19 protein-coding genes and 1 pseudogene are annotated in these 21,411 nt (G+C 71.1%); 11 read left to right on the top strand and 9 right to left on the bottom strand.

The annotated features are described in order from the left end of the window. The first annotated feature begins 4 nt into the window (after nt 1-4). Nucleotides 5-832 carry a phosphonoacetaldehyde hydrolase gene (gene phnX, locus CKO28_RS04450; RefSeq protein ID WP_200339337.1) on the top strand — a complete coding sequence of 276 codons (828 nt, stop codon included), beginning with the start codon at nt 5-7 and terminating at the stop codon, nt 830-832. Between the two features lie 145 nt (nt 833-977). Here the strand turns inward: phnX and phnF are convergent, their stop codons facing one another. Further along, entirely contained in the window at nt 978-1,703 is a 726-nt protein-coding gene (gene phnF, locus CKO28_RS04455) for a phosphonate metabolism transcriptional regulator PhnF (protein WP_200339338.1), read from the bottom strand. 172 nt (nt 1,704-1,875) lie between these two features. On the opposite strand from phnF, the gene phnG reads away from it, so the two are divergent. Genes phnG through CKO28_RS04490 form a run of 7 tightly spaced genes read left to right on the top strand, consistent with a single transcriptional unit; the run spans nt 1,876 to nt 7,785 of the window. Continuing rightward, a complete protein-coding gene (gene phnG / locus CKO28_RS04460) occupies nt 1,876-2,406 on the top strand; it encodes a phosphonate C-P lyase system protein PhnG (protein ID WP_338050048.1) in 531 nt (176 codons plus the stop codon). A gap of 6 nt (nt 2,407-2,412) precedes the next feature. Further along, nucleotides 2,413-3,042 (top strand): phosphonate C-P lyase system protein PhnH, encoded by a 630-nt coding sequence (gene phnH / locus CKO28_RS04465; RefSeq protein ID WP_200339339.1) that lies wholly within the window; start codon nt 2,413-2,415, stop codon nt 3,040-3,042. A 5-nt stretch (nt 3,043-3,047) separates the two neighbouring features. Continuing rightward, nucleotides 3,048-4,148, top strand: a complete 1,101-nt coding sequence (locus tag CKO28_RS04470) for a carbon-phosphorus lyase complex subunit (protein WP_200339340.1) — start codon at nt 3,048-3,050, stop codon at nt 4,146-4,148. Continuing rightward, the gene (locus CKO28_RS04475) at nt 4,145-5,032 is read left to right on the top strand and encodes an alpha-D-ribose 1-methylphosphonate 5-phosphate C-P-lyase PhnJ (RefSeq protein WP_200339341.1); all 888 of its coding nucleotides are present in this window, start codon (nt 4,145-4,147) and stop codon (nt 5,030-5,032) included. Before CKO28_RS04470 ends, CKO28_RS04475 begins: the two co-directional genes overlap by 4 nt. Then, nucleotides 5,029-5,826, top strand: coding sequence for a phosphonate C-P lyase system protein PhnK (phnK, locus tag CKO28_RS04480; RefSeq protein WP_200339342.1), 798 nt, complete (start codon nt 5,029-5,031; stop codon nt 5,824-5,826). The genes CKO28_RS04475 and phnK overlap by 4 nt, the downstream gene beginning before the upstream one ends. Nucleotides 5,827-5,830: 4 nt before the next feature. Beyond that, complete coding sequence (phnL, locus tag CKO28_RS04485; protein WP_338050049.1) at nt 5,831-6,589, top strand: phosphonate C-P lyase system protein PhnL; 759 nt, start codon at nt 5,831-5,833, stop codon at nt 6,587-6,589. Continuing rightward, nucleotides 6,586-7,785: an alpha-D-ribose 1-methylphosphonate 5-triphosphate diphosphatase gene (locus tag CKO28_RS04490; RefSeq protein WP_200339343.1), complete on the top strand. Its 1,200-nt coding sequence runs from the start codon at nt 6,586-6,588 to the stop codon at nt 7,783-7,785. Before phnL ends, CKO28_RS04490 begins: the two co-directional genes overlap by 4 nt. A gap of 126 nt (nt 7,786-7,911) precedes the next feature. On the opposite strand, the gene phnE is transcribed toward CKO28_RS04490, so the two are convergent. Genes phnE through CKO28_RS04505 form a run of 3 tightly spaced genes read right to left on the bottom strand, consistent with a single transcriptional unit; the run spans nt 7,912 to nt 10,485 of the window. Then, nucleotides 7,912-8,724 carry a phosphonate ABC transporter, permease protein PhnE gene (phnE, locus tag CKO28_RS04495; protein ID WP_200339344.1) on the bottom strand — a complete coding sequence of 271 codons (813 nt, stop codon included), beginning with the start codon at nt 8,722-8,724 and terminating at the stop codon, nt 7,912-7,914. Beyond that, the gene (locus CKO28_RS04500; RefSeq protein ID WP_200339345.1) at nt 8,717-9,589 is read right to left on the bottom strand and encodes a phosphonate ABC transporter ATP-binding protein; all 873 of its coding nucleotides are present in this window, start codon (nt 9,587-9,589) and stop codon (nt 8,717-8,719) included. Before CKO28_RS04500 ends, phnE begins: the two co-directional genes overlap by 8 nt. After that, a complete protein-coding gene (locus CKO28_RS04505) occupies nt 9,589-10,485 on the bottom strand; it encodes a PhnD/SsuA/transferrin family substrate-binding protein (protein WP_200339346.1) in 897 nt (298 codons plus the stop codon). The genes CKO28_RS04500 and CKO28_RS04505 overlap by 1 nt, the downstream gene beginning before the upstream one ends. Nucleotides 10,486-10,797: 312 nt before the next feature. Between CKO28_RS04505 and CKO28_RS04510 the strand changes: the two genes are divergently transcribed. The 3 genes and pseudogenes from CKO28_RS04510 to CKO28_RS04520 all read left to right on the top strand — a co-directional run bounded on the left by CKO28_RS04510 (nt 10,798) and on the right by CKO28_RS04520 (nt 14,401). Further along, the gene (locus CKO28_RS04510) at nt 10,798-12,024 is read left to right on the top strand and encodes an alpha-D-ribose 1-methylphosphonate 5-triphosphate diphosphatase (RefSeq protein WP_200339347.1); all 1,227 of its coding nucleotides are present in this window, start codon (nt 10,798-10,800) and stop codon (nt 12,022-12,024) included. Nucleotides 12,025-12,172: 148 nt separating this feature from the next. After that, complete coding sequence (locus CKO28_RS04515) at nt 12,173-12,919, top strand: GntR family transcriptional regulator (RefSeq protein WP_200339348.1); 747 nt, start codon at nt 12,173-12,175, stop codon at nt 12,917-12,919. Between the two features lie 256 nt (nt 12,920-13,175). After that, a pseudogene (locus CKO28_RS04520) lies at nt 13,176-14,401 on the top strand (IS256 family transposase). Between the two features lie 131 nt (nt 14,402-14,532). Here the strand turns inward: CKO28_RS04520 and CKO28_RS04525 are convergent. From CKO28_RS04525 to xdhA, 5 genes are read right to left on the bottom strand one after another with little or no spacing between them, the layout of a single operon-like run. Next, a complete protein-coding gene (locus CKO28_RS04525; RefSeq protein ID WP_200339349.1) occupies nt 14,533-15,747 on the bottom strand; it encodes a urate hydroxylase PuuD in 1,215 nt (404 codons plus the stop codon). 42 nt (nt 15,748-15,789) lie between these two features. After that, entirely contained in the window at nt 15,790-16,668 is an 879-nt protein-coding gene (uraD, locus tag CKO28_RS28250; RefSeq protein WP_338050050.1) for a 2-oxo-4-hydroxy-4-carboxy-5-ureidoimidazoline decarboxylase, read from the bottom strand. Beyond that, a complete protein-coding gene (gene xdhC, locus CKO28_RS04540; RefSeq protein WP_200339350.1) occupies nt 16,665-17,615 on the bottom strand; it encodes a xanthine dehydrogenase accessory protein XdhC in 951 nt (316 codons plus the stop codon). The genes uraD and xdhC overlap by 4 nt, the downstream gene beginning before the upstream one ends. After that, on the bottom strand, nt 17,612-19,975 hold the full coding sequence (gene xdhB / locus CKO28_RS04545; protein ID WP_200339351.1) for a xanthine dehydrogenase molybdopterin binding subunit: 2,364 nt from the start codon (nt 19,973-19,975) through the stop codon (nt 17,612-17,614). Before xdhB ends, xdhC begins: the two co-directional genes overlap by 4 nt. Continuing rightward, on the bottom strand, nt 19,972-21,411 hold the full coding sequence (xdhA, locus tag CKO28_RS04550) for a xanthine dehydrogenase small subunit (protein WP_200339352.1): 1,440 nt from the start codon (nt 21,409-21,411) through the stop codon (nt 19,972-19,974). Before xdhA ends, xdhB begins: the two co-directional genes overlap by 4 nt.

The following is a 21,411-nucleotide window of genomic DNA, read 5'->3' on the forward strand; positions in this document are numbered from 1 at the left end:
GCCGATGTTCGCCTACCAGCGTCGCTATACCGGGCCGGTGCGGGCGGTCGTGCTCGACTGGGCCGGGACAGCCGTGGACTTCGGCTGCCTCGCGCCGGCCGCGGTGTTCCGGCGGATCTTCGCGGACGCCGGCGTGCCGGTCTCGGTTGCGGAGGCGCGCGCGTTCATGGGTCGGCACAAGCGCGACCATATCCAGGCGATGCTGGCGACCCCGCCGATCCGTCAGCGCTGGCAAGACGCGCACGGCCGGGCGGCCGGGGAGGCCGACGTCGACCGGCTGTTCGCCGATTTCGTGCCCCAGCAGCTGGCCGCCCTGGCGGACCATCACGAGCTGATCCCGGGCGCGGCGGAAACGGCCGCCGAATTGCGCCGGCGCGGGATCGCGATCGGCTCCACCAGCGGCTACACGCGCGAGATGATGGACCGGGTCACCGGGCGCGCGGCCGCAAACGGCTACGCACCCGACGCCGTGGTCGCGGTCGACGAGGTCAGACGCGGCCGGCCGGCGCCGTTCATGGCGCAGCGGGCGATGGAACGGCTCGATGTCTGGCCGGCGGCGGCCTGCGTGAAGGTCGGCGACACGCTGAGCGACGTCGAGGAGGGGCTGAACGCCGGCATGTGGACGATCGCGCTCGCCGTCTCCGGTAACGAGGTCGGCCTGTCGCTGGCCGACTGGCGGGCGCTGCCGCCGGACCGCCAGCAGGCCCTGCGCGACAGCGCGACGGCCCGCCTGGCATCCGCCGGCGCGCACCGGGTGATCGACACGATCGCCGACCTGCCGGCCGCCCTGGACGCGATCGAGGCGGCGATGGCGCGCGGGGAGGGGCCGTGAGTTCGGTCGGATCGCGTTGGCGCACGTCAACCGATTCCCTCCTCCGGCGGGAGGAGGCGCCGCGCGCCCTATGCGGCGGGCATCCTTTTCCCAGCCCTCGCCTCCCAGAGGAGTAGGGGGAACACGCGCGCCGTCACGCCTTGCGCTACGGCTCGACCGTCAGCTGGACGCGGTCGGCGGCGTAGAGGGTCTGGCTGAATTCGATCGGCCGGCCGTCGAGGTCGACGTTCAGGTTCTCCGTCACCAGCACCGGCGCGCCCTCGGCAAGCTGCAGCAACCGGGCTTCCCGGCGGCTGGCGGGGCGGGCGGACAGGCGGGTTTCGCGGCGGGTGTAGTCGCCCACGCCGAACTCCGCCAACGCCGGCGTGATCGCGCCGTGGCGCTCGACCGCTTCGGCCAGGCCCGGGAAGCGGTCGCCCGGGAAGTGCTGGTGCGACAGGTTGATCGGCACGTTGTCGGCGGTGCGCAGGGAGTCCAGCCGCTGCACGCTCGCCCCGACCGGGATCGCCAGCCGCTCCGCGACCGCCCGGTCCGCGCTCACCGTGGCGGCGGCCAGCAGCTTGCCGCCGGGTGTTTGCTTGTTACGCCGGATGTTCTCTGAAAACCGGGTCCGCCGCGACAGGCGATAGTCGATCAGGTCGGTACAGACGAACGTGCCGCGCCCCTGGGCGACCGTGACGATCGCCCGGTCCTCGAGGTCCGCCACCGCCCGCCGGACGGTGTGGCGGTTGACGCCGTAGCGCTGGGCGAGCGCCGCCTCGGTGGGCAGCTGGCCGCCCGGCGGCAGCGTGCCGTCGGCGACCTGCCCCTCCAGGTCGCGGGCGATCTGACGCCAGATCGCAAGCCCGCCGCGGCGTTCGATGTCGGTCACCTTGCCTCCTCAGGGCGGAATTCGTGTGGCAACGGGCGAAACCTTCCGCGAGCTTGCCAGTGCGCGGCTTCACGAAAGCTTCACACCGCCGGCCTTTACACCGGCGGCCGCCCGACGCAGGCTACCACTCACTCATATAGACATCTAGACAAATCTGCGAGTTGTCGAGCCCGTGAGCGCGAACCCCGGCATCCCCGATACCCCCGCGGCGTCAGCCGATACCGAGCCCGGCGGTGCGTCCGTGTCGGATGCCGTCGCCCGGCGGCAGCGCTGGATGGGTGCATTGGCCAAGGCCGACCCGGGCGAGCTGGCGGAGCACTGGGCGGGGCTGTCCGAGCTGCCGGGCTGGCAGCGTCTGCGGGCGCCGGAGGCCGGCATGGTGATGACCCGCGGGCGGATCGGCGGCGACGGCCAGCGCTTCAACCTCGGCGAGGTGACGGTGACCCGCTGCACCGTGCGGATCACCGACGGTGCGGAGCAGGGCCTGACCGGGCATGCCTACGTCATGGGGCGCGACAACACCCACGCCGAACGCGCGGCGGTGCTGGACGCGCTCCTGCAGGAGGCGTCCTGGGCGGCGCGGCTGGAGCGCACCGTGATCCGGCCGCTGCTGGCCGCGGCAACCGCCCGGCGCACGGCCGCCGCGCGCAAGGCCGGCGCGACCAAGGTCAATTTCACCACCGTCACCCGCGGGGAGGACTGAGGCGCCATGACATCCGCGTCGCAAGCTGCCGCCGGCGGCCGCCTCAAGCCCGGCTTCGCCGAACCCGTGCACGGCGCGCAGCAAGCGTTCCGGCGAATCCTGCAGGCGATGGCCCGGCCCGGCACGCTCCAGGACTGCGGCCGCGATCTCGACCCGCCGCCCGGCCTGTCGCCCGCGATGGCGGCAGTCTGCCTGACCCTGGCGGACGCCGACGCGCCGCTGTGGCTGGCGCCCGCGCTCGGGAGCGAAGCGGTCCAAGGCTACCTGAAATTCCACTGCAACGCGCCGATCCGCGACGACGCCCGGGAGGCGGCGTTCGTGCTGGCGGATGCCGCGGGCATGCCGGCGCTCGACGCCTGCGCGCAGGGGTGCGACCGCTACCCGGACCGAAGCGCCACCCTCGTGGTGGAGGTGCCCAGTCTGGCCGCCGACGGGCGCGGCGCGTGGCGCCTACAGGGCCCGGGGATCGCATCGACCGCCAGCCTGGCGGTGGGCGGCCTGCCCGGCGACTTTCCGGCGCGCTGGCGCGACAATGCGGCGCTGTTTCCCTGCGGCGTCGATCTGATCCTGACCCAGGGGCACACGCTGGCCGCGCTGCCGCGCACCACCCGCATCTCCGATCCGGTGGAGGGCTAAAGGCGATGTACGTGGCCGTCAAAGGCGGGGCCGAGGCGATCGCCAATTCCCTGCAGCTGCTGGCTCAGACCCGGCGCGGCGATCCCCAGGCGGCCGACCTCGGCGTCGCGCAGATCCGCGAGCAGCTGGGCCTGGCTGTCGACCGGGTGATGGCGGAGGGCGCGCTGTACGACCGCGAGCTGGCCGCGCTCGCCCTCAAGCAGGCGTGCGGCGACGTGCAGGAGGCGGTGTTCCTGCTGCGCGCCTACCGCACGACGCTGCCGCGCTTTGGCTACGCCCGCGCGGTCGACACCCAGGCGATGGCGGTGCGCCGGCGGATCTCGGCGACCTACAAGGATCTGCCGGGCGGGCAGGTGCTCGGGCCCAGCTTCGACTACACCCAGCGGCTGCTGGACTTCCAGCTGCTGGCCGACGGTGAGGCGCCGGCCGCGCCGGAGGACGCCGAAGACCCGGTCGCGCCGACGATGCCGGGTGTGCTGCAGCACCTGGACCGCGACGGCCTGATCGAGCCGTCGCCAGCGGACGATGCGACCGAAACGCCGGCCGACGTCACCCGCGCGCCGGTGACCTATCCGGCCGGCCGCGACACCTGGCTGCAGATGCTGGCGCGCGGCGACGAGGGCTACCTGCTGGCACTCGCCTATTCGACGCAGCGCGGTTACGGCAACGCGCACCCCTTCGCCGGCGAGATCCGGCTGGGCGAGGTCGCGGTCGGCTTCGTGCCGGAAGAGCTCGGCTTCGAGGTCGAGATCGCGGAGGTCACGCTGACCGAGTGCCAGATGATCAACCAGTTCCAGGGCTCCGAGGCCGCGCCGCCGCAGTTCACCCGCGGCTACGGCCTGACCTTTGGCCACAACGAGCGCAAGGCGATGTCGATGGCGCTGGTCGACCGCGCGCTGCGCTCCCGGGAACTGGGCGAGCAGCTGGTCGCGCCGGCGCAGGACCAGGAGTTCGTGCTCGCGCACAGCGACAACGTCGAGGCGTCGGGCTTCGTCCAGCACCTGAAGCTGCCGCACTACGTCGACTTCCAGTCGGAGCTGGTGATGCTGCGCGAGCTGCGCCGACGCTTCCACGAGAGCCGGTACACGCGGGAGGCCGCGGAATGAGCGCGCACGCCGACAGCCTCGCGGCCGCCCAGACGGTCGAGGGCTACAACTTCGCCTACCTGGACGAGCAGACCAAGCGGATGATCCGCCGGTCGCTGCTGAAGGCGGTGGCGATCCCGGGCTACCAGGTGCCGTTCGCCAGCCGGGAGATGCCGCTGCCCTACGGCTGGGGCACCGGCGGTATCCAGGTGACCGCAAGCATCCTGGGCGCCTGTGACACGCTGAAAGTGATCGACCAGGGCGCGGACGACACCACCAACGCAGTCAACATCCGCGCCTTCTTCGCCCGCACCGCCGGGGTCGCGACCACCACCCGTACCGAGGAGGCGAGCGTCATCCAGACCCGCCACCGGATCCCGGAGACGCCGCTGACCGACCAGCAGATCCTGGTCTACCAGGTGCCGATCCCGGAGCCGCTGCGCTGGCTGGAGCCGCGCGAGCGCGAGACCCGTATGCTGCATGCCTTGGGCGAATACGGCCTGATGCAGGTGTCGCTCTACGAGGACATTGCCCAGCACGGCCGGATCGCCAAGACCTACAACTACCCGGTCCAGGTCTCCGGCGGCTACATCATGGCACCCAGCCCGATCCCCAAGTTCGACAACCCGAAGCTGCACCGCAACCCGGCGCTACAGCTGTTCGGCGCCGGGCGTGAGAAGCGGATCTACGCGGTGCCGCCGTATACGGACGTGCGCAGCCTCGACTTCGACGACTACCCCTTCGATGTCGAGCACTGGGACACCGCCTGCGCCCTGTGCGGCGCCACCGACAGCTACCTGGACGAGATTGTGACCGACGATGCGGGCGGCCGGCGCTACGTCTGCTCCGACAGCGACTACTGCGATCGGCGGCGCCAGGCCGGCGATACGGGAGCAGCCCGATGAGCGCGCACGCGGCCCGCGGCGCCGATCACCCGATCCTGTCGGTGCGCCACCTGAGCAAGCGGTTCGGCCGGGTGCAGGCGGTCGACGACGTCTCGTTCGACCTGTTCCCGGGCGAGGTCCTGGGAATCGTGGGCGAAAGCGGCTCCGGCAAGACCACGCTGCTGCGCGCGGTCGCGGGCCAGGAAGCCCCGGATACCGGCGCCGTGCTGTACCGCGACCGTTGGGGCGGCTTGGTCGACCTGCACGCCCTGCCGGAGGGCCGGCGCCGGCGTCTGCACCGCACCGATTTGGGCCTGGTGCAGCAGAACCCGCGCGACGGCCTGCGCATGGGCGTCTCGGCCGGCGCCAACGTGGGCGAGCGGCTGATGGCGCTCGGCCACCGGCACTACGGCACCATCCGGCAGAGCGCGCACGACTGGCTGGCCCGGGTCGAGGTCGATCCGGCGCGCCTGGACGACCCGCCGGCGCAGCTGTCGGGCGGCATGCAACAGCGTCTGCAGATCGCCCGCAACCTGGTGTCGGAGCCGCGGCTGGTGTTCATGGACGAGCCGACCGGCGGCCTGGACGTCTCGGTCCAGGCGCGGCTGCTCGACCTGTTGCGCGGGCTGGTCGGCGAACTCGGCCTGGCGGTCGTGCTGGTCACCCACGATCTGGGCGTGGCCCGGCTGCTGGCGCACCGGCTGATGGTGATGCAGGCGGGTCGGGTGGTCGAAACCGGCCTGACCGATCAGGTGCTGGACGACCCGCAGGCCGCCTATTCGCAGCTTCTCGTCTCCTCGATCCTGCCGGTGTAGTACAATGGACGCAGACACCCCCGCCGCCGCCAGCGAAGAGACCATGCCGCGCACCGCCGACCCGGGCCGCCTGATGATCGACGTGCGCGGCCTCAGCAAGACGTTCACGCTGCACCACCAGGGCGGCGTTCGGCTGGCCGTGCTGGACGCGACCGACTTGCAGGTCGCCGGCGGGGAGTGCGTAGTGCTGCGCGGGCCCTCGGGGGCTGGCAAGTCCTCCCTGCTGCGCTGCCTCTACGGCAACTATCTGGCCCAAAGCGGCACGATCCAGGTGCGCGGCGCGGACGGCTGGGTCGACGTCGCCAGCGCGCCCGCCCGCCGGATCCTGGAACTGCGGCGCACCCATCTCGGCTACGTCAGCCAGTTCCTGCGTGCGATCCCGCGCGTTCCGGCCGAACAGGTGGTCGCCCAGCCCGCGATCGACGCCGGCACGCCCGGGGACCAGGCCCTCGAGCGGGCACGGACGGCGCTGGCCCGGCTGAACATCCCGGAAAACCTCTGGCATCTGCCGCCGGCGACCTTCTCCGGCGGCGAGCAGCAGCGGGTCAACGTCGCCCGCGCGTTCGCGCGCGACTTCCCGATCCTGCTGCTGGACGAGCCGACCGCCTCGCTCGACGCCGCCAACCGCGACGTCGTGGTCGAGCTGGTCAACGCCGCGCGCGACCGCGGTGCCGCGATCGTCGGCATCTTTCACGATTCCGCTGTGCGCGCGGCGGTCGCGACCCGAATTCTCGACCTGCCCGGCAAGGCGGAGGCCGCATGACCGTTCCCAAGGCGCCCGCAACCCGCAGCACCCTCTCCGGCCCGCTGGCCCGGGGCGACACCGACGAGCTGATCCTGACCAACGCCCGGGTGGTCGGCCCCGGCGGGGTCTGGCACGGCCACGTCGTGGTGCGCGAGGGCACGATCGCCGAGGTGGGCGAGGGCGACACCCGCGTGCCCGGCGCGGTCGACCTGGAGGGCGACCTGCTGACCCCGGGTCTGGTCGAGCTGCACTCCGACAACCTGGAGCATCACATCCAGCCGCGGCCCAAGGTGCAGTGGCCGTTCCCGCCGGCGATCATGGCGCACGACGCGCAGATCGCCGGCGCCGGGATCACCACGATCCTGGACGCGCTGCGGCTGGGCGACGACGACGTCGGCGGCGAGGCGGGCCAGTCGGCGCAGCTGGTCGACGCGATCGCCGAGGCCGGCCGGCGCAACATGCTGCGCGCGGAGCACCTGCTGCACATCCGCGCCGAGCTGGCGGTGCCCGACCTTGCCGAGGCGGTCGAGCCGTTCACCTGGAACCCGAGCCTCCGGCTGGTCTCGCTGATGGACCATTCGCCGGGCCAGCGGCAGTTCCAGGACGTCGAGGTCTGGAAGACCTACTACCGCGGCAAGTACGGCTATACCGAAGCGCAGCTGGACGCGCTCGCCTGTGATTTGCAGGCGCGCGCGGCGCGCCATGGCGTGCGCAACCGCGAGGCGCTCGCCAAGCTGTGCGTCGACCACTACATCCCGCTTGCCAGCCACGACGACACCACCGAAGAGCACGTCGCCGAGGCGGCGGCGCTGGGTGTGAGTGTGTCCGAGTTTCCGACCACGCGGGCCGCCGCCACGGCCGCGCACCGGGCCGGGATCGCCACGGTCGCGGGTGCGCCCAACGTGGTGCGCGGCGGCTCCCACTCCGGCAACGTCGCGGCGGAGGAGCTGGTCGGCGCGGGCGTGCTGGACTGCCTGTCCAGCGACTACGTCCCGGTCAGCCTGTTGCACGCGGTGTTCGGGCTGCATCGAAAGACCGGCCGGGACCTCTCCGACCTGTTCGCGCTGGTCACCCGCAACCCCGCGCGCATGGTCGGCCTGACCGACCGCGGCGAGATCGCGCCCGGTCAACGCGCCGATCTCTTGCGCGTCCGCGACCAGGCCGACGCCCCTGTGATCGGCACCGTCTGGCGCGCCGGCCGCCGGGTCGCCTGACCGAGTACCCGCCGAGGCGCGGTCGGGCAGGCTGGCACCGGCACCCGGCGGAGGCCTTTTTCCGTCCAGGCCCGCGCGCAACGTGGATTGCGCAAGCGCGGCGACCGTAACCCGATCGAACCGCCTTCAGATCAGGCGGGCGCGCAGGGCGGCGCTGGTGCGTTCGACCAGCACGACGAGCGCGAAGATCGACAGGATGATCGTGGCCGCCTCGTTATAGTCGAACATGTCCATCGCGGCCTTGAGCTCGATCCCGATGCCGCCCGCGCCGACCAGGCCGAGCACGACCGACGAGCGGGTTGCCTTCTCCAGGGCGAACAGCGAGGTGGCCACCATCGACGGCATTGCCGCCGGCAGAACCGCGCCCAGGACGATACCGCTGCGCCGGGCGCCGAGTGCGGTCAGCGCCTCCTGCGGGCCGGGATCCGCTTCCTCCATTGATTCCGCGAAAAAACGCGCACAGAAGCCGAGCGTGTCGACGGTGAGCGCGAGCACGCCCGCGAACGGACCCAGCCCCACGGTGATCACGAAGAAGATCGCCCAGATCAGGTCCGGGACGGTGCGCACGAAGGTGATCACCCCGCGCGCCAGGTAATAGACCGCGCGGTTGGGCGTCTGGTTGCGCGCGGCCATCACCGCGAACGGGATCGACAGAGCCACGCCGAGGACGGTACCGACGACCGCCATTTGGAAGGTCTCAAGCATCGTGGCGCCGATCGAGTCCATGCGCCCGAAGGCCGGCGGAAACATCTCGCTGACCAGTCGGCCCATCGATGGGACGCCTTCGATGAAGGTGGATACCGACATCTCCGCGGCCTGGAAACACCAGATCACGAACGCCGCGACCGCGACGTAGAGGGTGAAGGACAGGGCGTCCGGGCGCGGCAGGCGGTCGGGCAGCTCCCGTCGACGGTCGGGCTGGCGGGTCGGATCAGCCATACAGCACCTCCCGCGGCGACCGTTCGGCGGCCGGGACGGGGCCGTAGAGTTGGCGCAGGCCGTCGAAGTCGACCTCGCCGACGGCGCGGTCGAACATCACCCGGCCCTGTCGGAGCGCCAGGACGCGGTCGCCGTAACGCCGCGCGTGGTCGAGATCGTGGCAGGTGAACAGCACGCCCACGCCTTCGTCGCGCATCAACTGGGCGAACAGCTCCATCACCTCTTCGCCGGCCGTCGGGTCGAGCGAAGCCGCCGGCTCGTCGGCGAACACCAGGCGTGGGCGCTGCATCAGGGTACGCGCGATCGCGACGCGCTGCGATTGCCCGCCGGACAGCCGGTCGGATCGCCGGCCGGCCAGCTCGGTGAGGCCGACCCGCTCCAGGCACGCGAGCGCCTCCGCACGCAGCCGGCCGGGGGCGGTCGCCTGGAACCAGTTGCGCGGGCTTGCCGCACGCGCCTGGGCGCCGTGCAGCACGTTCGACAGCACCGACAAACGCGGCACCAGGTTGTGCCGTTGAAAGACGAACCCGACGTGCGCGCGCAGCCGGCGCAGCGACCGCTCGCGCGCGCTCATCACGTCTTGGCCGAGCATCTCGATTTCGCCCGTGTCCGGTTCGATGAGGCGCAGGCAGCAGCGCAGCATGGTCGACTTGCCGCTGCCGTTTGCGCCGATCACCGCCAGGCTCTCGCCTTCGCGCAAGACGAACGCGACGTCCTGCAGGACGTCCGCCTCTTTCGCGCCGTAGCGCTTGCGCAAGCCGCGTACCGTCAGTTGCTCCGAGCGGTGCGGTGCACCCGGCGAGGCGGCCGTCCCCGGTGCCCGCGCACCGGGGACGACCGCCGTCTCGGCCGGTTGGACCGACATTAGTTGCCTACGAACTCGGCGAACTTCGGCCGGTCGATCGTGCGGTAGGCCTCGCGGACGTAGTCGTAGTCGTCCGCGTCGATGTTGGCGACGAACTTCATACCGGCGTATTTCTTGTTCTCTTCACCGCCCTTCTGCACGACCGCCTGGACGAACTGGTCGGAGTTGCCCACGATCGCTTCGCGGACCGCTTTGACCATCGCGTCGTCGACGTGGGTGCCGGCGAGCAGCACGTCGTTCGGCAGGTCGGGGCCGCGCGCGATGACGCGGAACGCGCCGGGCGCTAGGTCCGACTTCTCGCGCAGCCGCAGGTAGTCGTCCATGTAGTTGGTGCCCCAGGCCGCGATGTCGCCGCGGCGGAGGCTTTCCAGGGCGATCTTCTGGGTGGTGTGGACCAGTTCGACGTCCTCCATCGGGTCGATGCCGTAGTCCATCAGCAGCTGCGCCGGGCCCAGGTGCGAGGAGGTCGAGCCGATGTCGCCGACCGCGACCTTCTTACCCGCGAGGTCGCTGACCGAGGTAATCCCGCTGTCGGCCATTGTGATGATGGCGGAGAAGTAGTCCGGCCGGCTGAAGCCCAGCACCGGCTGGGCGTCGGTCAGCTTGTTCATGACCACGAACTCGGCCGGGCCGGTCAGTACGAAGTCGACCCTCTCGCTCTTCAACAGCTCGACCGAGGCGGTCCGGCTGGTAACCGGCGCGAACTCGACCTCGTAGCCGGTCTCCTCCTTCAACAGACTCGAAAATGCGTCCCAGTCCCGACGTAGTTGCTCCAGGCCGGAGACGTCGGTGACCGTCATGGTGATCGTGTCGTCGGCGGCCTCGGCCGGAACCGCGGCCGGTGCGGCCAGCCCCAGTGCGACGGCCGCGGCCGACAGATAGGTGATCCAACGCATCGATGTATCCTCCCGTTGCTTGGCTATTACCGCGCGGTCCGTGGGCTGACGGACCCGCGCAGGGCGATCGCCCCATCTCCAAGGGCGCGAGCGCTCGTCGCGCAATCGGGACGATGCGCCATCGGGTATGACGGCAAGACCAAGGAACGGTGTCAGTGATGTTAAGTCTCCATGAATGGACCAATGACGAAATTGTCTAATAAAGAGATAGCAAGAACAGTGTGTAAACAAAATTGTAATATGACGAGTGGGGGTTAGGCGAATATAACTCGATCGTCGAAAAAACGATACACGTAAAAAGGGACGTGATTGATGTCACCGCAGGACCGAAGCATCGCAACTGAGGACATTCAAGCAGCGACGAATACCGCCGCACCCTCCGATACGCCGGATGTCACCCTGTTGGGCGGGCGTACGCTGTTGCCCGATGGGTCGTTGCAGGACGCCTGCGTAACCCTCGCCGCGGGCCGCATCGCGGCGGTGAGTGCGTCGGAGGGGCGTCCGGCGACCCGGCGGATCGACCTCGCCGGCCGTCTGTTGCTGCCCGGCATCATCGACCTGCACGGCGATGCGTTCGAACAGGTGTTGATGCCCCGCTCGGGCGTACGCTTCCCGATGGACCTCGCGCTGGCGGAGATCGACCGGCAGCTGATCGCCAACGGCATCACGACCGCGTACCACAGCCTGACCTACAGCTGGGAGCCTGGATTGCGCGGGCGCGAGACGGTGGTCGAGCTGATGGCCGCGCTCGACCGGCTGGGTCCGGAACTCGCGTGCCAGCCGCGCGTTCATCTGCGCTTCGAACTGCATAACGTCGATGCGGTGGCGGAGGTCGCGGATTGGCTGCATGCCGGCCGCATCGACCTGATTTCGCTCAACGAGCATCTGGACATGATCACCGACCGGCTGGAGCGGGTGGACAAGCTGGCCCAGTACGCCGAACGCACCGGCCTTTCGATCACCCGGTACAAGGAGCTGGTCCAGCAGGTCGCCAAACGCGGCGCGGAGGTGCCGAACGGCGTGGCGCGGGTCTGCGCGGCCGCGCGTTCGGCCGGTGTGCCGATCGCCAGCCACGACGACGACAGCCCCGACGTGCGCGGGCACTACCGCGACCTGGGCGCCCGGCTGTGCGAGTTTCCGGTCAATGCCGAAACGGCCGAGGCGGCGGCCGCGCACGGCGATCCCGTGATCCTGGGCAGCCCCAACGTGGTGCGCGGTGGCAGCCACGATGCGCGCATGACAGCCGAAAACGCGGTGCGCGCCGGCCTGTGCAACGTGCTTACCACGGATTATTACTATCCGGCCCCGCTGATCGCGGCGTTCCGGCTCGCCGACGCCGGCGCGTGCGACTTCCCGGCCGCCTGGGATCTGGTGTCCGCTGGGCCGGCGCGGGCCGCCGGTCTCGACGATCGCGGCACGGTCGCGGTCGGGCAGCGCGCCGATCTGGTGGCGGTCGAGCCGGGGCCGCTGCCGCGCGTGGCCGCCACTTGGACTGGCGGGCGGATGATGTACCGGGCCGACCCGCGCGTGGTCGGCTGAGCCGGTCGGGAGCCGCCGACCCAGGCTCCCGTCGGGTGCGCCCCGCGACACCGCGGCACGGCCCTACCTACCTGGAATGCGCGTGCCGGGCGTGCTACACGGAAATTGGCGACAGGATTGTTCACAATTCAGCGGATCTGGCAGGGGCATGCCGGAAGGACTGGACGGGGCTGCAGCCGGGTATAGCACGGCCGGGCACGTCGCGGCCGCGCCCGGCGGCGGGGACGCGGTCGCCGCGTCGATCTACGACCAGCTGTCGGGGGCGATCTTCGACCGGCGGCTACCGCCCGGCACCAAGCTGGTGGAGCAGAACCTGGCCGCGATCTTCGGGGTCAGCCGGGCGCGCATCCGCACCGTCCTGGGCCGGCTGGCGCACGATCATCTGGTCACGCTGGAGCGTAACCGCGGAGCACGCGTCTCCACCCCCGGCGTCGACGAGTCCCGCGAGGTGTTCGACGCGCGCAAGCTGATCGAGGACGGCACCGTGCGCGCCGCCGCGCGCAACGCCACCCCGGCCCAGCTGCGCCAGCTGCAGGCCCACGTCGGCGACGAAGCGGAGACCCGCCGGCGCGGCGACCGGCAGGCTGGGATCCGGCTGTCCGGGCGCTTCCATCTGCTGTTGGCGGAAGCCGGCGGCAACCAGGTCCTGCTCGACCTGCTGCGCGGGCTGGTCGCGCGCTCCTCGCTGGTGATCGCGCTCTACGAACGCCCGGGGCAGGGCGACTGCTCCAATCACGACCACCAGCAGTTGCTGGACCGCGTCGCGGCCGGCGACGCCGACGGTGCGGCCGGCAGCATGGCCGCCCATCTGGACGAGATCCGCGGCCAACTGGACCTGAGCGCCCAGGGCAGCAGCCGGGTCAGCCTGGAAAGCGTGTTCGGGCAGGCGGGGTAGGTCGTCTTACAGCATTCGTAGGGTGGGCAGCTTCCACGGAACCTGCGATCAATCGGCCAGAACGCACGGCGCGCCGGCGGGTTTCCGCTCCTTCCGGTCGTGTCCCGCCAGGTGGTGTAGGAGCTGTGGGTAAGTCGGCCGCCGCAGCGACCGCCACGAGTCCGGCGGCGGCGGCCGACTTATCCATAGCGGTGGTCATCGCGTTTCCCCGGCAAGGTTTCGTCGCCGAACGCAAACCAACACCCGGAGATCCACGATGACCGACGATATGATGACCCTGCAGACCCTGCTGGCCAAGCAGCCCGATGCCGACGTGCTGCGCGAGATGATCGGCTTTGCCGCGCAGCGCCTGATGGAGCTGGAGGTCGGGGCCAAGACCGGCGCCGCCCATGGCGAACGCACACCCGACCGCCTGACCCAGCGTAACGGCTACCGCGACCGGAGCTGGGAAACCCGCGCCGGCACGGTCGAGCTGCGTATCCCGAAACTGCGCCAGGGCAGCTACTTCCCGGGGTTCCTGGAGCCGCGGCGGATGAGCGAGAAGGCGCTCACGGCCGTCATCCAGGAGGCCTACATCCAGGGCATCTCCACCCGCTCGGTCGACGAGCTGGTCAAGGCGATGGGGATGAGCGGTGTCTCCAAGAGCCAGGTCTCGCGGCTGTGCGAGGAGATCGACGAGCGCGTCACCTCGTTCATGAACCGGCCGCTGGAGGGCGACTGGCCGTATCTCTGGCTGGACGCGACCTACGTCAAAGTGCGCCAGCAGGGCCGGGTCGTCTCGGTCGCCGTCGTGCTCGCCATCGGCGTGAACACCGACGGCCGGCGGGAGGTGCTGGGCATGGACATCGGTGTTTCCGAAGCGGAGACCTTCTGGGTCGAGTTCCTGCGCAAGCTGCGCCGGCGCGGCCTGAAGGGCGTCAAGCTGGTGGTCTCGGACGCGCACGAGGGTCTAAAGGCGGCCGTGACCAAGGTCCTGAGCGCCACCTGGCAGCGCTGCCGTGTGCATTTCGCCCGCAACATCCTGGCCCACGCCGGCAAACAGGGCCGGCGCCTGGTGGCCGCATAGGCGCCTCTGGCGCCGACTGCGTGTCCATCGGCACCGCGTTCGCCCAGCCCGATGCCGCCTCGGCCAAGGTGCAGTGGCGCCAGGTCGCCGACGAGATGCGTCCCAAGCTGCCCAAGCTCGCGGCGATCATGGACGAGGCCGAGGAGGACGTCCTCGCCTACATGACGTTCCCGCGGAACCACTGGACCAAGCTCAGCTCGACCAACTCGATCGAGCGCACCAAAGCGGAGATCAAGCGGCGCACCGACGTCGTCGGGATCTTTCCCAACGAGGCGGCGATCACTCGCCTGGTCGGGGCGATCCTGATGGAACAGAACGACGAATGGGCGGTCCAGCGCTGCCGCTACATGACGCTGGCCACCATCAGCGAGGTCAGCGACGATAACGTGCCTCTGCTGGCCGCCGTCGCCAGCTGAACCCCGACGGAACCACGCCAGGGAACGCATCGACACCGCGGCTCTTACACCACGCTATGGGGCACGATCCTCCTTCCAATGGAGGAGAGCGGTTTTACCAGGTTGCGGCGCGCCCCCGACCTGCCCCGCACCTACCTTTCCTCGCCGCCGCGCAGCCAACGGGCGAGCAGGGCGCGTTCCTCCGGCTGCATCTGGGTGACGTTGCCGATCGGCATGGCGTGGCTGTCGACCGACTGCTGCAGCACCGACGCCGACCAGCGGCGCACCTGGGCGGGCGTTTCCAGAACGATCCCCTTGGGCGGCGCGTCGAAGCCCTGGTAGCTCGGCTCCCGTGCGTGGCAGGCGGTGCAGCGCTGCTGCACGATCGCCATCGCGACCGGCCGCAGGTGGCTGGCTTCCCGGTTCGCCTCGGCGGCCGCGGGCGCGTCGCCGGGCGCGAGCGTCTTGACCCCGGCCGCGCCGACGATCAGCGCCGCCATCGCCGCCCCGCCGGCGGGCAGCAGCCACGCCGGCATCCGGCCGGTGTGGCGCAGCACTAAAGCGTGGCGCACCAGCGCTCCCAGCGCGCAGATCGCCAGCAGCAGCACCCCGGCGTAGGGGTGGCCGTAGACCATCGGGTAATGGTTGGAGAGCATCAGGAAGACGACCGGCAGCGTGAGGTAGGTGTTGTGCACGCTGCGCTGCTTGCCGGTGAGGCCGAGCTTCGGGTCGGGCGTTTCGCCCGCGCGCATCGCCGCCACGATCTTCTTCTGGTTGGGGATGATCGTGAAGAACACGTTGGCGGTCATGATGGTCGCCATCGCCGCGCCGACGTGCAGGAAGGCGGCCCGGTCGCTCAGCAGCCACAGCGCGGCATAGGTGATCGCCACGATCAGGGCGACGACCGCCAGACCCAGCAGCCGGTCGTCGCGGGCGATCGGGCTGCGGCACAGGCCGTCGTAGACCAGCCAGCCGCCCGCCAGCAGACCCAGCCCCACGGCGATACCGACCGGATAGCTGAGCGTGCTGCCGACCGGCAGCAGGACGCTGGGCCCGGCCAAGTAGTAGACGATCGCCAACAGCGCCATGCCGGTCAGCCAGGTGCTGTAGCTCTCCCATTTGAACCAGTGGAGTTCGTCAGGCAGGTGGCTGGGCGCAACCTTGTACTTCTGGGCGTGGTAGAAGCCGCCGCCGTGGACCATCCAGATCTCGCCCTGCAGGCGCTTCTGCTGGGGATCGTCGGCGGTCGGCGTCAGGCTGTTGTCCTTCCAGACGAAGTAGAAGGACGAGCCGATCCATGCGATCCCGACGATCACGTGCGCCCAGCGCGCGATCAGGTTCAGCCAGTCCAGGATGGCGAGTTCCATGAGCGGTCCAGGTTCGGCCGTTTTAGGCAGGCGTGAGGTGGCTCAGCTGCCCCGGTAGATCGAGATCGACCAGGGCGAGAGCAGCAGCGGCACGTGGTAGTGCGCTTCCGGGTTGGAAATCCCGAAGCTGAGCGGGATCCGGTCCAGGAACGGCGTCGCGGTCGTGGTGTGGCCGGCGCGGGCGAAGTAGACGCCGGCCTCGAACACCCACTGGTACAGGCCGGGGCGGACGTCCGCGCCCTGCAGGGCCGGGCCGGCCAGCCGGCCGTCGTCGTTGGTGACGAAGTCGCCCACGCGCGTCGCACCGTCGTCCGCGTCTAGATACCAGAGCGCGAGCGGCAGGCGTGCCGCCGGGCAGCCGCCGGCGGTGTCCAGGACGTGGGTGGTCAGCTTGCCGGTGGGCGCGGGCTCCACGGTGCTCAGCAGGCGCAGCCAGGCGATCTTGCCGACCTCGTGCAGCGCGGTCGCCAGCTCCCGGTGCCAGGGGGTGTCCACGCGCCCCTCGAAGGCCGCCAGGATACGGGCCTTGTCCGCTCCGCGCACCGCCTTGATGAACGGAAAGCCGAAGCGCTCCCGGTAACGGCCGTTGAGCTCCTGGAAGCGCGCCATCTCGTCTTCGCTCAGGCTGTCCAGCCCGGCCGAGGCCTGCTCGCCGGACGATGCTTCCGTCAGCTCGCCCGCCACCGCTGCCCGGCCGGCCAAGTCGGGGTGGTTGCGCAGCAGGGCGAGCTGGCCTTCCTCGCCGGCGGCCTCGACCGCCGCCGTCATCGCCGCGTGCAGGGCGGTCAGGCTGTCGAACGGGCGCTGGCCTGCGACGCGCTCGGGAATCCAGGGGCTGTGCTCGAAGAGGCCGCTCAGCGCGTCGACGAAGCCGGCGGCGTCGCGGGCGTTCAGGTCGGCCAGGGTCAGGCGGTCGCTCACTTGGCGGCTTCTCCGGTCCGGTGGGCCTCGGGGCGCGCTGCGCCGTCCTCGGCGACGCTGTCTTCGGCTGGGGCGCTGTCGCCCGCAGCGTGGAACCGCCGCAGCAGGTCCGCCGCAGCGGCGACCGCGATCTCTTGCGGGCGCTTGCCGGGGATGCCGGGCAGGCCGATCGGGCAGGTGACCGCCGCGACGCGCGGCTCCGGCAGGCCGTCGGCCAGCAGCTGCTTGCGGAACCGGGCCCATTTGGTCTTGGAGCCGATCAGGCCGGGCGCCGGCAGCTCCGGACGCGCCAGCAACGCGGCCAGCACTTTGTAATCGCGGGCGTGGCTGTGGGTCATCACCAGGCTCTGCGCGCCGGCGGGCAGCTCGGCAACGTAGGCCGCGGGCGCGTACGTGTGCACCGGTGTCGCGCGGCCGGGCAGCGGCGGCGTCAGCGCATCGTCGCGCTCGTCGATCCAGAGCACGCGCACGCCGCTGCCGTCCAGCGTGCGCACCAGCGCACGGCCGACGTGCCCGGCGCCGAACAGGGCCAGGGTGCCGATTGCCTGGGCCATCGGCTCGTACAAAAGCGTGACCGCCCCGCCGCAGCACTGTTCCCGGTCGGCGCCCAGCATCAGCTTTTCCGTGGTGGGCGTCGCGGCGCCCTCGGCCAGCAGGCGCCGGGCGGTCTCGCTCGCCGCGTACTCCAGCTGGCCGCCGCCGATGCTGCCGGCCTGAGTGTCCTCGGCCACCACCATCTTGGCCCCGGCCTCCCGCGGGGTTGAGCCGTGGGTTTCCAGCACGGTGACCAGCACGTGCGGCACTGCTGCCGCGTCCAGCCGGGCCAGGGCCGCGCGCCAGTCGCCGGCCCCGGCGCGGCCGGTTTCGTCGCCGATGCCGGCGGTCATGGCCGCGCGCCAGTCGCCGGCCCCGGCGCGGCCGGTTTCGTCGCCGATGCCGGCGGTCATGGCCGCATCGCCTCCACCGCGCGCAGGATTTTTTCCGGCGTCGCCGGCGCGTCCAGCGCGGCGGCGCGCCCACCGGGCCCACAGGCGTGAACCGCATCGCGCAGCGCCAGCCAGACCGAGTTCGCCAGCATCAACGGCGGTTCGCCCACCGCCTTGGAGCGGAACGCGGTCGCCTCCTCGTTGGGGGCGTTCTGCAGCAGCTCGATGCGCAGGTCCCGCGGGACGTCGCGGGCGGTGGGAATCTTGTAGGTGCTGGGCGCGTGGGTCAGCAACCGGCCCTCGGCATCCCAGACGCACTCCTCCATGGTCAGCCAGCCCAGGCCCTGGATGAAGCCGCCCTCGATCTGCCCGCGGTCGACGCCCGGGTTCAGCGAGCTGCCGACGTCGTGCAGGATGTCGGTGCGCAGCGGCTTCCACTCCCCGGTCAGGGTGTCGATCGCCACCTCCGACACCGCCACGCCGTGGGCGTAGTAATAGAACGGCCGGCCGCGGTTGGTCTCCCGGTCGAAGTGGATCTTCGGCGTGCGGTAGTAGCCGGTCGACGACAGCGACACGCGCGCCTGATGGCAGGCCTGCGCCAGTTCGCCGAAGCCGATCGTCTTGTTCCCGGCGACCGCCTGGTTGCCGGCGAACGTGACCGCGCGCGCGTCCGCCTCCAGCTGTTCGGCGGCGACCGCGCGCATCCGTTCGCGGATCGTCTCGGCCGCCTGCTTGGCCGCCATGCCGTTCAGATCGGAGCCGGAGGACGCGGCGGTCGGGGAGGTGTTGGGCACCTTCGCCGTCGTGGTCGCTGTCGCCCGCACCGCCGTGAGGTCGATGCCGAACACCTCCGCCACCACCTGGGCGACCTTGACGAACACGCCCTGGCCCATCTCCGTGCCGCCGTGGTTCAGCGCGACCGAGCCGTCGGTGTAGACGTTCACCAGCGCGCCCGCCTGGTTCATTTCCGGCTTGTTGAAGGAGATGCCGAACTTGACCGGCGCCAGCGCAAGGCCGCGTTTGATCACGTCGTTCCCGGCGTTGAAGCGGTCGATCTCGGCGCGCCGGCGGGCGTAGTCGCTGCTGGCGACCAGCTGGTCGATCATCTCCGGAATGCGGAAGTGCTCGACCGTCTGGTGGTAGGGCGTGAGCAGGCGGTCGGGCGCTGCGTAGAGGTTCAGCCGTCGGACCTCGAGCGGGTCCTTGCCCAGGCTGCGTGCGATCGCGTCCAGCATCGCCTCCGCCGCGAGCATGCCCTGCGGTCCGCCGAAGCCGCGGAAGGCGGTATTGGACTGGGTGTTGGTCTTGCAGAACAGCCCGGTCAGGCGGACGTGCGGGTAGTAGTAGGCGTTGTCGGCGTGGGAGAGCGCGCGCGACAGCACCCCGGGCGACAGGTCGACCGACCAGCCGCACTGTCCGGCGAGTTGCATGTCGACGGCCAGGATCCGTCCGTCGTCGTCGAAACCGACGTCCCAGTCGAGCTTGAAGGCGTGGCGCTTGCCGGTGACCAGCATGTCGCTGTCGCGGTCGAGGCGCAGCTTGACCGGCCGCCCGGTCTTGGCCGCTGCGACCGCGGCCAGCCCAGCGACCAGGCTGGCCTGGCTCTCCTTGCCGCCGAACGCGCCGCCCATCCGGCGCACCTCCACCTGCACGGCGGCGTGCGGCACCGCCAGCAGGTGCGCCACGATGTGCTGCACCTCCGTCGGGTGCTGGGTGCCGGAGTAGACGACCATCTCGTCGTCCTCCTGCGGCACGGCGAGGGCGACCTGCGTTTCCAGGTAGAAGTGGTCCTGGCAGCCGACCCGGGTGCCGCCCTGCAGGCGCCGCGGCGCCTCGGACAACGCCGGTCCCGGGTCGCCGCGCTGGAAGACGATCGGCGCCAGCAGGTAATGCTCGCGCGCAATCGCGTCGTCCAGGTCGAGCACAGGCTGCAGGGGTTCGCCGTGGACCTCGACCAGCTTGGCCGCCTGCCTTGCGGTCTCGAAATCCGCGGCCGCCACCGCCGCGACCGGATGACCGACGTATTCCGCGACCTCCGGCGGCAGCAGCGGTTCGCCCGGCATGACCGGCGCCATGTCGTTCTCGCCCGGGATGTCGCCCGCGGCGATCACGGTCGCGACGCCGTCGAGGGCCAATGCCTTCGCGGTGTCGATCCCGGTTATTCGGGCGTGCGCCCACTCGCTGGTGACCAGCGCCAGATGCAGGCAGCCGGCCGGTTCGCTCATGTCGTCGATGTATTTCGCCCCGCCGTCGACGTGGCGGAGCGCGCTGTCGTGCGGCGCGGTCTCGCTGACCCCGCCTTTATGGCGGGCGGTCGGGCGGGCCCGCGCCGGCGCGGCAGCGTTGTCGTCCGGGGCGAAGACGGGGCCGCGGCGGGTCATAGCGCCTCCAGCCGGGTGACGCCCTGACCGGCGGTGTCGTGCCAAAGGCGTTCGACCAGGTTGGCCGCGACCGCCTTGCGGTAGTCCGCCGTGCCGCGCGCGTCGGAGATCGGCGAGATGTCCTCCAGGACGGCCGATCTGGCCGCGCGCGCGGTCTCCCGCGTCCAGGGCTTGCCGGTCAGGAACGCCTCGGTGCCGGTAGCGCGCAGCGGCCGCGGCGCCACCCCGCCGAAGGCCGCGCGCAGCTCCGCGACCGTGCCGTCGTCCGCAACCGCGATCCGGAAGCAGCCCGAGACGCCGGAGATGTCCTGGTCCACCCGCTTGGCGATCTTGTAGCCGGCGAACCGGCTGCCGGGCGTGGGCGGGGGCACCCGGATCGCGGCGATCAGGTCGTCGGCCGCCATCACCGTCTGGCGATAGCCGGTGACGAAGTCCGCTGCCGCGACCCGGCGCCGGCCCCGCGGCCCGATCAGTTCCACCCCGGCGTCGAGCGCGATCAGGGCCGGCAGGCTGTCGCCAATCGGCGAGGCCGTGCCCAGATTGCCGCCGACCGTGCCGATGTTACGGATCTGCGCGCCGCCCAGCCGACGGAAATAGCTGGCGAGATCGGGCGCTAGCGCGGCGAGGCGGTCCAGCATGTCGGCGTAGGGCGCGGCCGCGCCGACGACGAGCCCGCCGTCATCGGTGCTGCGCACCTCGTGCAGCGCGTCCAACCGGTCGAGTGAGAGGATCGTCGGCGGGTGCGCGCCGTCCTTGGTGACCTTGAGGCCGAGGTCGGTGCCGCCGGCCCACAGCCAGGCGTCCGGCAGCGCCGCGCGCAACGCGGCCAGCTCGTCCAGCGTGGTGGGGGCGACGAACCGGCCGCCGTCCGGGGCGGTGTAATCCAGCCGTGTGGTGCGCCGGTCCTGCTGCCCGGCGTCGAGGGCCGGGTCGTTCGGGCGCGGCTGGGTCACCGGCAGGCTGCGTGCGGCGTCGAGGATCGGGCGGTAGCCGGTGCAGCGACACAGGTTGCCGGCGAGCGCGTCCATCAAACTGTCGTCGTCGCGCTCCGGGCGCGTCGCGATCGCCGCCAGCGACATCACGAACCCGGGCGAGCAGTAGCCGCACTGCGTGGCGAACTGCTCGGCCATCGCCGTCTGCGCTGGGTGGGGCTGGCCCTGGCCGTCGCTCAAGCCCTCCGTCGTTACCACGCGGCAGCCGTCGAGCTGAGCCAGCGGCAGGATGCAGGCGCACACCGCACGCCAGTCCGGCGTGCCGTCCGCCCGGGTCTGGCCGCGGTCGAGCAGGACCGTGCAGGCGCCGCAGTCGCCTTCCGCGCAGCCTTCCTTGGTCGCGCGCAGCCCCTGAGCCCGTAGCCAGTCCAGCGTCATCCGGTGGGCTGGCTGGTCGGCCACGCGCCGCGGCGATCCGTTCAGGGTGAACTGCAACTCCGTCAT

Origin of the sequence: Rhodovibrio sodomensis, from assembly GCF_016583645.1 — a bacterium.
Lineage (GTDB): Bacteria > Pseudomonadota > Alphaproteobacteria > Kiloniellales > Rhodovibrionaceae > Rhodovibrio > Rhodovibrio sodomensis.

What these genes read in the sequence shown, in the direction of transcription:
- phnX (WP_200339337.1), top strand. Translation starts at nt 5, where the DNA reads ATGTTCGCCTACCAGCGTCGCTATACCGGGCCGGTGCGGGCGGTCGTG.
- phnH (WP_200339339.1), top strand. Translation starts at nt 2,413, where the DNA reads ATGACATCCGCGTCGCAAGCTGCCGCCGGCGGCCGCCTCAAGCCCGGC.
- CKO28_RS04470 (WP_200339340.1), top strand. Translation starts at nt 3,048, where the DNA reads ATGTACGTGGCCGTCAAAGGCGGGGCCGAGGCGATCGCCAATTCCCTG.
- CKO28_RS04475 (WP_200339341.1), top strand. Translation starts at nt 4,145, where the DNA reads ATGAGCGCGCACGCCGACAGCCTCGCGGCCGCCCAGACGGTCGAGGGC.
- phnK (WP_200339342.1), top strand. Translation starts at nt 5,029, where the DNA reads ATGAGCGCGCACGCGGCCCGCGGCGCCGATCACCCGATCCTGTCGGTG.
- phnL (WP_338050049.1), top strand. Translation starts at nt 5,831, where the DNA reads ATGGACGCAGACACCCCCGCCGCCGCCAGCGAAGAGACCATGCCGCGC.
- CKO28_RS04490 (WP_200339343.1), top strand. Translation starts at nt 6,586, where the DNA reads ATGACCGTTCCCAAGGCGCCCGCAACCCGCAGCACCCTCTCCGGCCCG.
- phnE (WP_200339344.1), bottom strand. Translation starts at nt 8,724, where the DNA reads ATGGCTGATCCGACCCGCCAGCCCGACCGTCGACGGGAGCTGCCCGAC.
- CKO28_RS04500 (WP_200339345.1), bottom strand. Translation starts at nt 9,589, where the DNA reads ATGTCGGTCCAACCGGCCGAGACGGCGGTCGTCCCCGGTGCGCGGGCA.
- CKO28_RS04505 (WP_200339346.1), bottom strand. Translation starts at nt 10,485, where the DNA reads ATGCGTTGGATCACCTATCTGTCGGCCGCGGCCGTCGCACTGGGGCTG.
- CKO28_RS04510 (WP_200339347.1), top strand. Translation starts at nt 10,798, where the DNA reads ATGTCACCGCAGGACCGAAGCATCGCAACTGAGGACATTCAAGCAGCG.
- CKO28_RS04515 (WP_200339348.1), top strand. Translation starts at nt 12,173, where the DNA reads ATGCCGGAAGGACTGGACGGGGCTGCAGCCGGGTATAGCACGGCCGGG.
- CKO28_RS04525 (WP_200339349.1), bottom strand. Translation starts at nt 15,747, where the DNA reads ATGGAACTCGCCATCCTGGACTGGCTGAACCTGATCGCGCGCTGGGCG.
- xdhC (WP_200339350.1), bottom strand. Translation starts at nt 17,615, where the DNA reads ATGACCGCCGGCATCGGCGACGAAACCGGCCGCGCCGGGGCCGGCGAC.
- xdhB (WP_200339351.1), bottom strand. Translation starts at nt 19,975, where the DNA reads ATGACCCGCCGCGGCCCCGTCTTCGCCCCGGACGACAACGCTGCCGCG.
- xdhA (WP_200339352.1), bottom strand. Translation starts at nt 21,411, where the DNA reads ATGACGGAGTTGCAGTTCACCCTGAACGGATCGCCGCGGCGCGTGGCC.